This window comes from Xanthomonas cannabis, assembly GCF_040616535.1.
In the GTDB taxonomy this organism is placed as follows: Bacteria; Pseudomonadota; Gammaproteobacteria; order Xanthomonadales; family Xanthomonadaceae; genus Xanthomonas; species Xanthomonas cannabis.
Map to the genome: position 1 here is coordinate 1,355,616 of NZ_CP136580.1, position 15,041 is coordinate 1,370,656.

General features: G+C 60.7%; 11 protein-coding genes. 4 read left to right on the top strand and 7 right to left on the bottom strand.

Translation table 11 applies throughout. The annotated features are described in order from the left end of the window. Window positions 1-214: 214 nt before the first annotated feature. Genes RZV17_RS05850 through RZV17_RS05865 form a run of 4 tightly spaced genes read right to left on the bottom strand, consistent with a single transcriptional unit; the run spans window position 215 to window position 7,054 of the window. On the bottom strand, window positions 215-1,687 hold the full coding sequence (locus RZV17_RS05850) for a class I SAM-dependent DNA methyltransferase (protein WP_166750106.1): 1,473 nt from the start codon (window positions 1,685-1,687) through the stop codon (window positions 215-217). Next, on the bottom strand, window positions 1,684-2,733 hold the full coding sequence (rhuM, locus tag RZV17_RS05855) for a RhuM family protein (RefSeq protein ID WP_355607869.1): 1,050 nt from the start codon (window positions 2,731-2,733) through the stop codon (window positions 1,684-1,686). The genes RZV17_RS05850 and rhuM overlap by 4 nt, the downstream gene beginning before the upstream one ends. After that, window positions 2,730-4,277 (bottom strand): restriction endonuclease subunit S, encoded by a 1,548-nt coding sequence (locus RZV17_RS05860; protein ID WP_166750104.1) that lies wholly within the window; start codon window positions 4,275-4,277, stop codon window positions 2,730-2,732. Before RZV17_RS05860 ends, rhuM begins: the two co-directional genes overlap by 4 nt. Next, window positions 4,274-7,054 (bottom strand): type I restriction-modification enzyme R subunit C-terminal domain-containing protein, encoded by a 2,781-nt coding sequence (locus RZV17_RS05865; RefSeq protein WP_355607873.1) that lies wholly within the window; start codon window positions 7,052-7,054, stop codon window positions 4,274-4,276. Before RZV17_RS05865 ends, RZV17_RS05860 begins: the two co-directional genes overlap by 4 nt. A gap of 296 nt (window positions 7,055-7,350) precedes the next feature. Between RZV17_RS05865 and RZV17_RS05870 the strand changes: the two genes are divergently transcribed. After that, the gene (locus RZV17_RS05870; RefSeq protein ID WP_166750345.1) at window positions 7,351-7,620 is read left to right on the top strand and encodes an XAC0095 family protein; all 270 of its coding nucleotides are present in this window, start codon (window positions 7,351-7,353) and stop codon (window positions 7,618-7,620) included. Window positions 7,621-7,625: 5 nt separating this feature from the next. Here RZV17_RS05870 and RZV17_RS05875 read toward each other — a convergent pair whose 3' ends face one another. Then, the gene (locus RZV17_RS05875) at window positions 7,626-8,255 is read right to left on the bottom strand and encodes a TetR/AcrR family transcriptional regulator (RefSeq protein ID WP_104581130.1); all 630 of its coding nucleotides are present in this window, start codon (window positions 8,253-8,255) and stop codon (window positions 7,626-7,628) included. A 180-nt stretch (window positions 8,256-8,435) separates the two neighbouring features. Here RZV17_RS05875 and RZV17_RS05880 point away from each other — a divergent pair, with 180 nt between their 5' ends. The 3 genes from RZV17_RS05880 (at window position 8,436) to RZV17_RS05890 (ending at window position 11,864) form a co-directional block, all read left to right on the top strand. Then, window positions 8,436-9,215 carry a histidine phosphatase family protein gene (locus RZV17_RS05880; RefSeq protein WP_166744052.1) on the top strand — a complete coding sequence of 260 codons (780 nt, stop codon included), beginning with the start codon at window positions 8,436-8,438 and terminating at the stop codon, window positions 9,213-9,215. After that, window positions 9,215-10,084, top strand: coding sequence for an NAD(P)H-hydrate dehydratase (locus tag RZV17_RS05885; protein ID WP_166750102.1), 870 nt, complete (start codon window positions 9,215-9,217; stop codon window positions 10,082-10,084). The genes RZV17_RS05880 and RZV17_RS05885 overlap by 1 nt, the downstream gene beginning before the upstream one ends. Before the next feature lie 301 nt (window positions 10,085-10,385). After that, entirely contained in the window at window positions 10,386-11,864 is a 1,479-nt protein-coding gene (locus RZV17_RS05890) for a glycoside hydrolase family 30 protein (RefSeq protein WP_355609206.1), read from the top strand. 281 nt (window positions 11,865-12,145) lie between these two features. Here RZV17_RS05890 and RZV17_RS05895 read toward each other — a convergent pair whose 3' ends face one another. Beyond that, a complete protein-coding gene (locus tag RZV17_RS05895) occupies window positions 12,146-13,951 on the bottom strand; it encodes a glycoside hydrolase family 15 protein (protein ID WP_355607877.1) in 1,806 nt (601 codons plus the stop codon). Beyond that, entirely contained in the window at window positions 13,948-14,850 is a 903-nt protein-coding gene (locus RZV17_RS05900) for an SDR family oxidoreductase (RefSeq protein ID WP_355607880.1), read from the bottom strand. Before RZV17_RS05900 ends, RZV17_RS05895 begins: the two co-directional genes overlap by 4 nt. Window positions 14,851-15,041 lie beyond the last annotated feature (191 nt).

Below are 15,041 nucleotides of genomic sequence, written 5' to 3' on the forward strand. Positions count from 1 at the left end.
CGCCACAGGGGAAGTAGATGGCCAATGTCAGCAGGCACCGAACGGGTGAACTGACCCGAGCGCTGTTCCATATCCTCAAGGCCTAACCGGAAGGCATGCTTGCGTGTGGCGCACATTGGGTATTGATGCCGTTGTGCAAGCCGCTAGCTTGAGGCACTTGTATTGTATTGAAGCTTGCAGTTGGAACTGCGCGGCTTCTAATCCCAGCTCTGGCTCAGTCATTAGTGCTTGAGCGAGGTAGTGCTGCACTGACTTCGCGGAAAGACAGCAGTGCCGCTTCCAGGTGGTCAATGATCTCAAGTGCCAGCACATCCGGTGGCGGCAGATCGTCCAGGTTGTCCAAGCTCTCGTCCTTCAGCCAGAAGATGTCCAAGTTGGCTTTGTCGCGCTTGGTCAGCGTTTCGTAGTCGAAGTATTTGAAGCGCTCCGACTCTTTGCGTTTATGACGATTAGCCGGGTTGTAGCAGTCGACAAAATCCTGAAGGTCATCGCGCTTGAGCTGCCGCGTTTTCAGGGTGAAATGCTTGTTGGTGCGCAGGTCGTAGATCCACACGCCTTTTGTATGCACCTTGCCGTCTTTCGGCTTGTTGTCGAAGAACAGCACGTTCGCCTTGACGCCCTGCGCATAAAAAATACCGGTCGGTAGGCGCAGCAGGGTGTGCACATCGCAGGTCTGTAGCAGCTTACGGCGGATCTTCTCGCCGGCCCCGCCCTCAAACAGCACGTTGTCCGGTAGCACCACAGCGGCCTGTCCCGTAGTTTTGAGCATCGAGACGATGTGCTGCAGGAAGTTCAGCTGTTTGTTGGAGGTCGTCTGCCAGAAATCCTGCCGCTCGTAAGTCAGGGCGTCACGATCTTCTTCGCCGTCCTCATTGGTAATCGTCATGCTGCTCTTCTTGCCGAAGGGCGGATTGGCGAGCACGTAATCGACCCGTTGCGAGGGCTCGCCGATCAATGCATCCGAGCGTTCAACGGCAGGAGTTCCATCCAGCTCGCCGATGTTGTGCAGGAACAGATTCATCAGGCACATGCGACGCGTGCCAGCCACAATCTCGTTGCCGTGGAAGGTGTCGTGTCGTAGAAATTTCGCCTGTGACGGGTTCAGGCGGTTGCCCGGACGTGTCAGCCATTCATGCACACCCAGGAAGAATCCGCCCGTTCCACAGGCCGGATCCGCAACGGTCTTCTTGGGCTCGGGCTGCACGCATTCCACCATCGCCTGGATCAGCGGGCGGGGCGTGAAGTACTGGCCGGCGCCACTCTTGGTGTCTTCGGCATTCTTCTGCAGCAAACCTTCGTATAGCTCGCCTTTGACATCGATATCCAGGCTCAGCCAATCCTGTGCATCGATCATCTGCACCAAGCGCGCAAGCTTTGCGGGATCTTGGATCTTATTCTGTGCCTTGAAAAAGATGGCGCCCAACATTCCGGATTCTTCGCCTAGCTTGTGCAGCACTTTGAGGTAATGGGCCTCCAGCGGCTCACCTGTGAGCTTTTTCAAGCTGTTCCAGTTGCAGCTCCGCGGGATGTGGGTATCGCGGCTATGCGGCGGCAGCGTGTATTCATGCGCTAGCTTCAGGAATAGCAGATAGGTCAGCTGTTCCAGATAGTCGCCATAGCCCACGCCGTCATCGCGCAGCGTGTGACAGAAGTTCCAAAGTTTCTGGACCAGGGTATTGCTGTTCATTGTTTTTTATTGCCTTTGTTCTTTTTGCCTGGAAGCAGCTTGGCCGCTTCGGATTCAAGGTGTGCCAGGTCGGCGGCGGCCTCCTGCTCGGCAGCAAGCCGCTCTGCGTCGCGTCGGCGGTTATCGAACGCGGTGAACCGTTCGCCGATGACCGATTCCATCTGGTCGTGAGAGGTCTGGCCCGCATTGCTCAGGATCGGCCGTTCGTCAAATGCCAGAAAGCGGTCGGTCTGTGCAATCCAGTCCGCCATGCGGGTTTCCATGCGGCGCAGCGCCCGGTCCTCAGCAAAGTCCAGGAACCGTGTCACCAGCCGGTTGAGCTGGTACAGCTCGTCGGCGTGCAGGTAGTTCTTGGATACCATGGCGTCGGCCTTGCGGATGCGCGGAGTCGGCCAGTTGGTCAAGCCCATGTTCTCCGCCTCGGCATTGGCGCGGCTCACGATCAGGTCGGCGGCCGTCTTGCCGGTGATGGCAAAGACCAGCTTGTTCTGGATGGTGGCAAAGAAGGTCTTGGCCATCTGCGCCGTGCCGTCATAATCGCTGCTGCTTTCCTTGAACAGGTCGCGCAGCTTCTGGTAGAAGCGCTTCTCCGAGCTACGGATATCGCGGATCCGCGCCAGAAGTTCCTCGAAGTAATCGACCCGCTCGGCGTCCTTCAAGCGGGCGTCGTTCATAGCGAAACCCTTGACGAGGTACTCGGCCAGCACCGTGCTGGCCCAGCGACGGAACTGTGCACCGCGGGGAGAGCGTACCCGATAGCCCACTGCAAGGATCATCTCAAGACGGTAGGTCTGTACCACCCGACTTACCTCGCGCTTGCCCTCGGTTTGAACTGTCAAGGATTCCTTGACAGTTGCCTCGGCGGTCAATTCCCCCTCGTCCAGCACGTTGCGGATATGCAGGCTGACGTTCTGCTTGGTGGTGTCGAACAGCTCGGCAATCTGGGCTTGATTCAGCCACACGGTGCCATCTACTGCCCGTAGCTGGATATCAGCCTGGCCGTCCTCTGTGCGGTACAGGATGAGTTCGCCCTGGCTGTCACTCATGTGCGCTCCTTGGTCTTTCGCGCAGTTTTGCCTGTACGTTTCGCATCGGCTGCGACGCGCTCGGCGCGGATGCGTTTCAGCAGCACACTGGCTGGTTCGTCGTTTGGATCTTGTGGGACAAGCTCGCCACTGAAAGCGGCTTTGAGAATATTTTTGCGTTGGGCACTGGACTGCCTTTCAGCAATCACTAATGAGTCCTGAAGCGCTTGGAAATCATCTGCACTGCGATCTAAAACTGTCAATATTTTGTCCTGTTCCGAAATTGGAGGAATAGGAACAACGACTGAGATAATATCTGGTTGGGAGATTTTGTATATCCCGGCGGAGGTGCGCGCCCGCGCTTCCATATGGCCTCGCACTAAAGATGAATCCCACAGGGCAGCTACCCATCGTGTTCTTACTACTGAATCGACGATGCGCAAGCGGATCATCGTATCCGGATAAGCTACTTGCTCGGTAACACTAGTGACGATTCCTGCTCTGCCTACCAGTGATAGTGATCCATTGCCGCGGATGATCAGCAGATCTCCTTCGGCGACAAGAAATTGTCGGGCTTCGTCATCAGACCAGTTGCCGTGTTTGAATTCAGAAAGGTCGATTTTTCCTTCTTTGACGGAAGTGAGTCTTAGGACTTTGGCGCCTGAAATTGAGCTGGGGACTGACCTGCCATTTGCTAGGTCGTCTGGGGACAATTGATCAACGCTCGCCCAGGTCCAACCATCTGGCAATGCAGGAAGATTGTCGACGTTGGGAGCAATGGGCTCTAGATACTTTATCCGCCAACCATTGGGTGGTGCCTTGCCTTGCTTAGCAAATTTGGCGAGTTGCTTGGCTTCCCAGCGGGTGCGGCGTTCGGTGAGGATGCGTTGCAGGAGCTCGGCGCCAGTTTCCTGCGTTTCGCAGTTTTGTGCGTAGGCAGCACGCCAGTCGGCGGTGAGGGTGCCTTCTACGGCAGCCTTCAGCAGCGATTGGCGATACTTCGCTAGTTTGCGCTGCGCCGACTTCATTTCGGCTATGCCGGCATCGAGATAGGACAGTAATTCTTCGATCCTATCGACGATGCGGCACTGCTCCCTTGCGGGCGGCACTTTCAACGGGAACTCCTTGACATGCTCAAGTCGTATGCCCTTTACAGTGGTTCCCGACCCATGAGATTTAATCATCTGATCGTTCGCCATAAACCAATATAAAATAAACTTTGGAGGCACGTCGCGGCCTAAGTACAAAGCTTTCAAATCTTGATTGATTGCACAGCGAACATTTGGAATTATTGCTTTTCCGAGTGCGATTCGTGTTGCTATTATTAGAGTGTTTGCCTCAATCAGGCTAGTGGCACTGCGGAGTATCGCGTCATCAGAAATGTGCTCTTCAGCATCTGTGGGGTAAAGAGACTTTAAGTCCTTGACTGTGAACCAAGGAGTGTTTCCATCGAAATACGCTGCAACATTTCTTGATGGCGTTCCTCCACCAACGATCAAAGTAATTAGATCGCCGAGTGTCGCTTTGTTCCATCCATGTGGAAGCTCGGCACTACTGTTCTTCAAGCTACGAGTTCCTCATTCATTTCATCAAGCAGCTCATCGAGCTGTTCCCCAAATACATTCCACGCCTTCTGTAGGCCGCCCTTGGCAGCCAGCTGGGCGTAGTCGAAATCTTCGCGGCTGACCGCGCAGCTGGATGCAATCTGGTCCTTGATCAAGCGTAGCCATTCGGTCTGCTCTGCCGTAAAGGAAGTGGTGCGGCGCGCATTGTGCCGGAAAATCCATGCCTGGAAGCGTTTGTCTACGCTGTCGGCATAGGGGCGCAGTTCATCGTCAAAGCCAAGCGCAAAGCGCACCAGCGACACGAGATCGGTCAGCTGTCGGCGCGTATTAGCACCCGCCACCTTGCTGGTCTGCACGCGCGCATAGGCCGACCACAGGCGGTCAGTCGTCAGCATCAGTGGCGGGCGTTCCAGGGCTTCGTGCAATTCTTCGATCATGGCGAAGGTTAAGGGCCGGCGCTGATAGGGCTGGGCGTAGAAGAAGCTCAGCGCGGCAATCTCATCCTTATGCTGCTGTAGGTAAGCCTGGAAAGCTTTTACGGTCGCTTCCGCCTGAGCTTCGGCCTGTGCGCTGTAGCCGCTGAAGGTGACTTCATCCAGATTGATGTGGTCGATCAACTGTTCGCGCTCACGGCGTGCCGATTCGATTGCGTCACGCAACGCTGGGTCATCCAGGGGGCGACAGGCGGCGGCGATGCGCTTGGCGCGGGCAGCGTTAAGTTCATCGGGGGTGATCGTCTCTGCGCTGCGAGTGATGCCCGCAGCCTTTGCCGTATCCAGTGCGTCGGCCAGGACCAGGTCCGGGTTTACGGCGTTCACCAACTGACGCGCCAACTCGGGCAGGCTGAGGCCCTTGGCGGTCTGCTTGATGCGCGCCAGTGCCTTGTCATCCAACTGTTTGTTGAGACGGACGAGCCGATTGCCAAGGCTGAGCACGGTGTCCTCGTCCTGACCGCCGACGGCAATGCTCTTGAGCAACTGGTCCAGGCTAACGCCGGGCTTCATCTCCAACTGACGGGTTTCGGTCTTGAGCGTTTTTTCTACGCCCACCGCGTCGATCAGGACGAAGCGGGTCTTATCGCTGTCTACGCTATTGCTGACCTTCTTGAGCGACTCTTTATCCAGGCTACGAACACCGCGCCCCTTCATCTGCTCGTAGTAGCCCTTGCTGCGGACGTCGCGCATGAACAACAGCACTTCCAGCGGCTTTACGTCGGTGCCGGTGGCAATCATATCCACGGTCACCGCAATGCGCGGATGGTAGTCATTGCGGAAATTGGACAGGACGGTATCGGGGTCTTCATCAGCCTTGTAGGTAACCTTTTTGCAGAAGGCGTTGCCCTCGCCGTAGATCTCACGCACGGCCTTAATGATGTCGTCGGCATGGCTGTCAGTCTTGGCGAAGATCAGCGTCTTGGGGACTTCCTTGCGGTTGGGAAATATGCTTGTCTCGACCGCAGTTCTCATGGCCTCGACCACCTTGCGGATCTGGCTGGGGTTGACCACAGAGCGGTCAAGTTCTTTGCTGGTGTAGGCCACGTCTTCATCAGTCGCTGCCCAACGCTTCTTACGGGTTTCGCGGTGGCGATGGTCAACCCACTGCTTGGCCTTGAGCTCGGCGCCAGCCTTGGTGATCTTGGTGTCGATCTCGTACACGTCGTAACCAACGTTGACGCCGTCCACAACGGACTGCTCGTAGCTATATTCGGCCACGATGTTTTCGTTGAAAAAACCGAAGGTGCGTTTGTCTGGCGTGGCGGTCAGGCCGATCAGGAAGGCGTCGTAGTAGTCGAGTACCTGTTTCCACAGGTTGTAGATGCTGCGATGGCATTCGTCGATGACGATGAAGTCGAAGGTCTCGATAGGAACCGATGCGTTGTACACGACGGGCCTGGGTTGCTTGATCGCCGAGGGGAGCTCGGCCATCGAGACGTCCTCAGCCGATTCGTCAATTGGCTGCCCGGACAGGATGGAATACATGCGCTGGATGGTGCTGATGCACACCTGGGCATGGGGGTCGATGTGGCTGCTGGTCAGACGCTGGACATTGTAAAGCTCAGTGAATTTGCGGCCGTCGTCTGGTGGCGTATACGCCATGAATTCCTGGTGTGCCTGTTTTCCAAGATTGCGCGTGTCCACGAGAAACAGGATGCGCTTGGCTCCACCGAACTTGAGCAGCCGGTAGACGGAGGTGATGGCGGTGAAGGTCTTGCCTGCGCCGGTTGCCATGTGCACCAGGGCGCGTGACCTGTTCTGGGCCAGGGAGCGCTCCAGCCCCGTGACCGCGCTGACTTGGCAGTCGCGAAGATTCTCTTCGGGCAAGGCAGGCATGCACTCCCGCAGCCGGTGGCGCAAAGTGTTGCTCTCGGCCGCCCAGTCGGCGAGCGTTTGAGGCTGGAAGAAATGGAACAGCTCACGGGCGCGCGGGTTTGGATCGCGCCCGTTTGTGAAATGGATGATCTGGCCAGTACTTTCGTAAAGGAACCATAGCGGCTGAGTGCCCTTGCGCCATTTGAGGGCAGCTTTGGCATAACGCTCGGTCTGGGATTCGTGCACGGTCAGGTTTTCGCCGGCTTCGTCGCGCTTGGCCTCGATGACGCCGACCGGGTCTCGATCGACAAAGAGAACGTAATCGGCCGGCCCGCTGTCGGTGGGGTACTCCCGGATGGCGACCCCGCGCGCGGTGCCCAGGTTGATCTTGTTGGCGTCCTGAACGACCCAGCCGGCTGCCTCAAGCTTGCCGTCAATCAGCTGCCTTGCCTTGATTTCCGGCGTCATGCCTCGTCTCCGATTGGCTCAATCTCGTGAAAAGGCATTGTAGTAGGTGCACTCTATTCGTAGGGACTTGTGCGGGTCGCAGGTTCACTGATTCGTGGGGTCGAGTCCCATCCGGTCTCTCGCGCCGGGACGTTCATCAACTGAGGTCAAGGCCTGTGAGGTGCGCGGCTCAGATGTCTTGACGCGCCTTGAAACCGGTAGCACGATCTCAGCACGGAGCCTCGGAACTCCTCGTGCAGCGGCCCGCCACCTCCGACAACGGTGGTTTCGCTTTATTTTTGAATGCGGGAGATCCAATGACCGAGGCTCATCGTCACTTAGATGCGAACGCTGGCTACTACCTGCCAGAAGGTGCGCAATACCGCTTGCAGCAGCTGCGCGACCACATGCGATTTTTGGCGCGTCTGGCGCAGCCACGCACGCAGGCCGAAGAGCAGGCAAGGCAGCCAGCCATCTGCATGGACGAGTTGGCGTTTTGTCTGGAGCTGCTTGCCGATCAGATGACCCATGCGCTGAAGCAAGTGCAGTGGCCGGCGAGTCTGGAAGAATCAGGCGGAAAGAAGTAGCGCTACTACACCGGCGCAGACTTCAAAATCCCCGACAAACTCTCGCGCAGGATCAGCTGCAGATGCATGCGGTTGAGTTCCATGCCGCTGGTCATGACGTTGTGCAGGCCGCCGCACATGGCGGCGACGGCGAAGACGCGGGCCTGGAATTCCTGTTCGCTGCTGGCCGGGTCGGCGTGGCCGCGCAGCAGGCGCTTGAGCAGGGCGCTGAGGTGTTCGATCAGCGATGCGCTCTGCCGGCGCATGAAGGCGGCCAGCACCGGGTCGCGCAGGGTGGCCAGGTGCAGTTCCAGGTCGATGCGGGTGCGCTTGATGTTGATTTCCTGCAGCAGCCAGTCTTCGAGCAGGCCGGCGATGAAGTCCACCACGTGCACGTTGGCCGGGCGTTCCACCAGCCACATCTGACGGATGGCGCGCATGTAGTTGCGCTCCAGCAATGCGCGCACCAGGGCGTCCTTGTCTTCGAAGCGCTGCAGCAGGCTGCCGCAGGAGACCTTGGCGCGCTCGGCAATCAACTCGAAGCTGGTGGCGCCCAGGCCAATCTCGTCGATGCACTGTTCGGTGGCGTCCAGCACCTCTTCCAGGCGCAGTTCTTCGCGCTCTTTCGCCGTGCGTAGCAGCAGAACGTTGGACATGGGGAGCAGGTAGGCGGGGGTCTGCAGTATAGCGGCGTTGCGTTAGTCGTCCGTTGCGTTCGCTTGGCTGTAGGCCATTGGTCATGGGTGCTGCGTGCGCTGCGTTGCAATTAGTGCAGATGCGGTGATCGACCGTTTTTTCACGGCCGCTGTGCGACACGTGATGCTCGGTTGCGGGAGATGCATGTGAGTGAGAACAGTGCGGTTGCAGGGGTGTCGGCGCAGTGGCCGGCGCGGTTGTGGGTAGTGCGGCATGGGCAGAGCGCGGGCAATGTCGCGCGCGATGTGGCCGAGTCCAATGGCGCCACGTTGATCGACCTGGAGCACCGCGATGCGGATGTGCCGTTGTCGGAATTGGGCGAGCGCCAGGCCGAGGCGTTGGGTGCATGGATGGCCGGGTTGCCCGAGCACGAGCGGCCGACCTTGATCTTGAGCTCCACCTATGTGCGTGCGCGGCAGACAGCTGCGGCGGTGGCGCGGGCGCTGGGCCAACCGGACGCTGCGGTGAGCGTGGACGAGCGGCTGCGCGAGAAAGAGTTTGGCGTGCTCGACCGCTACACCACGGCCGGCATTCTTGCGACCTTCCCGGAGCTGGCCGAGCAGCGCAAGTTGGTGGGCAAGTTCTACTTTCGCCCGCCCGGTGGCGAGAGCTGGTGCGATGTGATCTTCCGCCTGCGCAGCATCGTAGGCGATTTACAGCGCAACCATGTGGGCGCGCGCGTGTTGATCGTGGGGCACCAGGTGATCGTCAATTGCTTCCGTTATCTGATCGAGCGGATGGACGAGGCCACCATCCTGGGCATCGATCGCGAGGGCGATGTGCCTAATTGTGGGGTCACCGAATACGCCGCTGCGGCCGACGGGCAATCGCTGGAGTTGGTGCGGACCAAGTTCGTGTCGCCGGAGCTGGCACAGGAGCCGGTGACCACCGAATCCGACCGGCCGGCCGGAGCGCGCTGATGGCCGCCGCTCGCCTGCGCACCTTGAACGCTACTGCGCTGCGCGCGATGCCGCTGCCACCGCCGGGCGGCGACAAGGAGCAGCGTGGGCGCGTGTTGATCGTGGGCGGCTCGATGCGTGTGCCGGGTGCGGCCTTGTTGGCGGGCGAGGCGGCCTTGCGTGCAGGCGCGGGCAAGTTGCAGATCGCCACGGCGGCGAGCGTGGCACCCGGCATGGCGTTGGCGGTGCCGGAAGCCTTGGTGCTGGGGCTGGCGCAAAACGGGCAGGGCGAGATTACGCGTGGGCATCGTGCGCTGGAGGCGGCGTTGGCTGCATGCGATGCAGCAGTGATCGGGCCGGGTATGGCATCGTCTTCGACAACCGCTGCACTCGTGAAGCTCGCCGCGCAGAAGGCAGTGTGCACGCTGGTGCTGGATGCCGGCGCGTTGTCGCGCACCTTGCTTGCGCCGCCTGGCCGCCCGTTCGTGCTGACGCCGCATGCCGGTGAGATGGCGACATTGGCTGGCGACGACAAGGCCGCGGTGGAGGCGGCGCCCGGTGAGTACGCGCTGGCATTTGCGAAGAAGATGCGCAGCGTGGTCATCGTCAAGGGCCCGGACAGTTTTATCGCCGGGCCAGACGGTGCGCTGTGGGTACACCGTGGTGGCGTGCCAGGTCTGGGCACGTCGGGCTCTGGCGACACCTTGGCCGGGATGATTGCAGGGTTTGCTGCGCGCGGTAGCGATGCGCTGACCGCGGCACTATGGGGTGTGTTTGTGCATGCGGCTGCGGGTAAGCAGTTGGCGAAGCGGATCGGCACGGTGGGATTTCTGGCGCGTGAGATTCCGCCGGAAGTGCCAGGCATCCTGGATCGTTTGTCGCGCGGGTGATTAGCCACTCTCCCTGCGGGAGAGGGGTTGGGGTGAGGGTGCGGTTGCTGGCATTGGTGCGGATTGCAATCTTCTACTTCAGGTTGTTGGCGATGCATTGCATGCGTGGCTGGCACTGCTGCGTGTGCACGTACCCTCATCCGGCGCTGCGCGCCACCTTCTCCCAGAGGGAGAAGGGGAGGTTGATGCGCGCTTGCGCTCGTTTGCTGTGTCATGTTGCGGCGCGCTGCTCGGTTAGGCTTGCGCGATCTACCTGGGAGGGTGCGCAGTGAAGCGAGCGATGACGTGGTCGGTGGTGGGAATGCTGGGGATTGGGCTGGGCACGGTGAGCAGCGCGAGTGCCGCAACGGCGGCCGCGGCGCTCGCGGCGACCCCAGCAGCGTCAGATGCGACCTCGCCAGCGACGCGCAGCGATGGCGCGTTGCGCATCTACACCAGCTCTCAAGGCGCCACGCAACAGATGCGCGCCAGTACAGCGGCCGCTCCTGTCGCCGGGCATGTGTTGACCGAGAAGGAGAACTCCATCTTCGTCAATCCGCAGCGGCAGTTTCAGGAGTTGCTGGGGATTGGCGGGGCCATCACCGATTCCAGCGCAGAGACCTTTGCCAAGCTGCCCAAGCGTGCGCAACGCGCGCTGCTCACCGCCTACTACGATCCACAGAGCGGCATTGGCTACACGTTGGCGCGCACCACCATCCACAGCTCGGACTTCAGTAGCGGCAGCTATACCTACATCAAGGAGGGCGATGCGGCGCTGAAGAGTTTTTCGGTCAAGCACGATGCCAGGTATCGCATCCCGATGTTGCGCCAGGCCATCGCTGCCGCAGGCGGTACGCTCACCACGTTTGCCAGCCCGTGGAGCGCGCCGGCCTTCATGAAAGACAGCAAGACCATGCTCAAGGGCGGCAAGCTATTGCCGGAGTATGCGCAGGCCTGGGCGAGTTACTACACGCGGTTTATTGCGGCGTACGAGAAGGCGGGTATCCCGATCTGGGGCATCAGCCTGCAGAACGAACCGATGGCGGTGCAGACCTGGGAGTCGATGCTGTTCTCTGCCGAAGAAGAGCGCGATTTCTTGAAGAACCACCTGGGGCCGACCATGGCGAGCGCCGGCTACGGCGATCGCAAGATCATCGTGTGGGATCACAACCGCGACATGATGGTGCACCGCGCGCATGTGATCTTCGACGATCCGGAGGCGGCCAAATATGCCTGGGGCATGGGCTTCCACTGGTACGAAACCTGGGCCGGATTTGAGCCGATGGTGGAGAACGTGGCGGCAGTGGCGCAGGCCTACCCGGACAAGCATCTGTTGCTGACCGAGGCGGCGGTGGAAAAGTTCGATGCCGCCAAGTTGCAGTATTGGCCCAATGGCGAGCGCTACGGCACCGCCATCATCAACGACCTCAATCATGGCGCTGTGGGCTGGACCGACTGGAACATCCTGCTCGACCAACACGGCGGGCCCAATCACGTGGGCAATTACTGCTTTGCGCCGGTGCATGCAGATACGCGCACCGGTGAGGTCACGTATACGCCGAGCTATTGGTATATCGGCCACTTTTCCAAGTTCATCCGGCCGGGTGCGCGGCGGGTGAGTGCGGCCAGCAGCCGTAGTAATCTGATGACCACCGCATTTGCGAACCGCGATGGGTCACTGGCGACGGTAGTGATGAATGCCGGCGACGTGGCGATTCGCTACAACCTGTATGTGGGTGAAGCGTCGAGCGAGTTGGAGATACCGGCGCATGCGATCCAGACAGTGGTGATGGCGCGGTAGGTGGGACGCCGATGGCCGGTTGGATCGCGAGCAAGCGTGCCCTCATCCGCCCTTCGGGCACCTTCTCCCGGTGGGAGAAGGGGAGGCCTCTCGGTAGTTTAGAGCGGCTAAGAAAGCGACTGCGCTCACCGCCAGGCGGGCGCCGCCGGTGCGCGGATTCGGTATATGCCATTCATACTGCGTTTGCTCCGGGCCGTACATCTTCGCCTGACGACTGCTCGCCAGCTTTCGTGCGCCGCACTTATTCCGGCGCACGGCGTGGGTTGCCACTTCGGGGGGGCCTATATGCCATCCACAGCGAGCGCTGCATGGATCAGTGCAAGATGACTCAGGCCTTGCGGTAGATTGCCCAAGGCTTCACCGGTGGCGGCATCCACCATTTCCGGCATCAGGTGGACGTCGTTGCCTTGCTGCTCCAGCAGGCACTCGAACAAGCGTCTGGCTTCCTGGCGATCGCCGAGTAGGCCGTAGGCTTCCACCATCCAGAAGGCGCAGGCGGTGAAGCTGCCTTCGCGGGTTTGCATGCCGCTGTAGCGGTGCACCAGTGCGCCGGTGGCGAGTTCCTTGCGGATGGCATCGCGTGTGGCAATCATGCGCTCGCGGCGTGGGCCGCCCAGGCCGAAGCGCGATGCCAGCAGCAGGCTGGCATCAAGATCCTCGGTGCCGGCGTAAAACGTGTACGACTGCTTTGCGTCCGACCAGCAATGGGTGTCGATCCAATCGAGGATGCGCTGTTGTTCGCGCTCCCAACGCGGCAGCATGGCGCTGGACAAGTGCCCGGCCCTTGCAAGCTCGCTGGCGCGGCGCAATGCAAGCCAGCATTCCACCTTGGACATGGTGTAGTGCTCGTTGGCCTCCAGTTCCCAGAAGCCGGCGTCCTTGCGCATCCAGCTGTTGACGCATTCGTTGCCGAGTTCGAACAGCTGGCGGGCAGTCTCCTGGTCCAAGATGTGGCCGGCATCCAAAAAGCGCGCTGCCATCTCGAAGATGTCGCCATACAGGCACAGCTGCAGTTGGTTATTGGCGGTGTTGCCCACGCGCACCGGGCGGGTGTTGCGGTAGCCGGGGATGTCGATCTCGCGTTCGTCCGGCACCAGGTCGCCATCGAGCGTGTAGCACGGCCGCACGCCGGGGCGGTGGCGGCGGATGGTGCGCATCAGCCAGCTGAAAGCGGCCTTGGCGTCGGCCAATGCACCCACGCGCAAAAACGCCTTGGTGGTGTATGCCGCATCGCGCACCCAGGCGTAGCGGTAGTCCCAATTGCCGTTCTCGCCGATCTGCTCGGGCAACGAGGTAGTCACCGCCGCGGCAATTGCGCCGGTGGGCGAAAACCACAGGAACTTCAGTGCCAATGCCGAGCGGATCACCTCGCTGCGATAACCGTTGTCGTAGCGCAGATTTCCGCTCCATTCGCGCCATTCTTCGTCGCTGCGGTCGATGCGCCCATCGATATCGGCCAGCGACGGCACTGGCAGGGCATCGTCTTCGGCAGCCAGCAGGGCGACCACATGCGTCTCGCCCGCGCGTGCGCTGAGCGTTGCATGCACGCCGCGATCGTCGCAGTGGGTGACATCGACGGCTGCGCTGTCGAAGCGCAGCATCGTCATCAACGGGCCGATGTGATGTACGCGGCCGTTGGGCGTTTCGCTTTGCCAGGGCGTTGCCTCGCCGGCGCGGGTGCCGGGGCGGTAAACCAGATCGAACAGCACCTCGCCGTCGATGCCTTCGATACGGCGTGCCAACTCCGACCACGGCAGGCGGCCGGCTTCGCCGCTATTGAGCGACTCGGTCAGGCGCGCGCTGCCGGTGTCGGTAGTAAAGATGGTTTCCAGAATATTGCTGCCGTCGCGATAGCGGCGGCTTACCTGCTGCAGGGTGCGCGGCGTCAAGGCGAAATAGCCGCCTGCGCCCGCATCGAGCAGGCGATCGAACAGTGGAGGTGAGTCCATCGTCGGCACGCACCACCAGTCGATGCTACCGTCGGCGCCGCACAGGGCGACCGAACGCCCGTCGCCGACCGCTGCATAGGCAGCGATCGGCAAGGTGTCGCTGGCATCGCGTTTGAACTGCGCGTCGGGCCGGCTCAAGACAACAGCAGGCCGCCGGTGGCGCCGAACACTTCGCCGGTAACGTAGCTGGATTCCTGCGTGGCCAGGATGACGTAGAGCGGGGCCATTTCCACCGGCTGGCCGGCGCGCTTGAGTGGCGTTTCTGAGCCGAAATCCGGGATCTTTTCCGGCGGCTGGCCACCGCTGGGCTGCAACGGCGTCCATACCGGGCCGGGTGCGACCGCGTTGACGCGGATGCCTTTGTCCGCAACCTGCTGGGCCAGGCCCTTGGTGAAGTTGACGATGGCCGCCTTGGTGGAGGCGTAGTCGAGCAGGGTGGGCGAGGGCTGGTAGGACTGGATCGAACCGGTGTTGATGATGGACGCGCCCGGCGGCAGATGCGGAATGGCCGCCTTGCACAACCAGAACATCGCGTACACGTTGGTCTTGAAGGTCGCGTCGAACTGTTCGGTGGTGATGTCGGCAATGTCCTTGATGGCGGTCTGCCTGCCGGCGATATTGACCAGCAGATCGAGCCCGCCCAGTTCGGTGACCGCACGTGCCACCAGCTCGTTGCAGAACGCTTCGTCCTTGAGGTCGCCGGGGATGGGGATCGCCTTGCGGCCTTCGGCCTTGATCAGTTCCACCACTTCGGCGGCGTCCTGTTCTTCTTCGGGCAGATAATTGAGCACGATGTCGGCGCCTTCGCGCGCATAGGCAATGGCGGTGGCACGGCCGATGCCGGAATCTGCGCCGGTGATCAGCGCCTTGCGGCCGAGCAGGCGACCAAAGCCTTTATAGCTCTGCTCGCCGTGGTCGGCCTTGGGTTGCAGCGCATGGATGGTGCCGGGCGCGTCCTGGGTTTGCTCCGGGAACTGCGGCTGCGGGAATTGGGTCAGGGGGTTTTGCATTTCGTACTGGTTCTTCGCGCTGGACATGCACGGACTCCTGCAGTGGGGGATGGCGCGGTACGCGCGGACACAGCGCACCGATGCCGCCCAGTGTGGGAACGCCGCTGCTGTGCACGGGTGAAAAAAACTTGTGCATCATGTGAACGCGTGACGCGACGACGCTGTGTGCGCGTCACTCCAAGGTCACCTCGTCCATCTTTCACACAAGAGAATCTGTC

Coding starts and splice junctions, on each gene's coding strand:
- rhuM (WP_355607869.1), bottom strand. CDS start 2,733: ATGAGTGACAGCCAGGGCGAACTCATCCTGTACCGCACAGAGGACGGC.
- RZV17_RS05870 (WP_166750345.1), top strand. CDS start 7,351: ATGACCGAGGCTCATCGTCACTTAGATGCGAACGCTGGCTACTACCTG.
- RZV17_RS05885 (WP_166750102.1), top strand. CDS start 9,215: ATGGCCGCCGCTCGCCTGCGCACCTTGAACGCTACTGCGCTGCGCGCG.
- RZV17_RS05865 (WP_355607873.1), bottom strand. CDS start 7,054: ATGACGCCGGAAATCAAGGCAAGGCAGCTGATTGACGGCAAGCTTGAG.
- RZV17_RS05890 (WP_355609206.1), top strand. CDS start 10,386: ATGCTGGGGATTGGGCTGGGCACGGTGAGCAGCGCGAGTGCCGCAACG.
- RZV17_RS05875 (WP_104581130.1), bottom strand. CDS start 8,255: ATGTCCAACGTTCTGCTGCTACGCACGGCGAAAGAGCGCGAAGAACTG.
- RZV17_RS05850 (WP_166750106.1), bottom strand. CDS start 1,687: ATGAACAGCAATACCCTGGTCCAGAAACTTTGGAACTTCTGTCACACG.
- RZV17_RS05880 (WP_166744052.1), top strand. CDS start 8,436: ATGCATGTGAGTGAGAACAGTGCGGTTGCAGGGGTGTCGGCGCAGTGG.
- RZV17_RS05900 (WP_355607880.1), bottom strand. CDS start 14,850: ATGTCCAGCGCGAAGAACCAGTACGAAATGCAAAACCCCCTGACCCAA.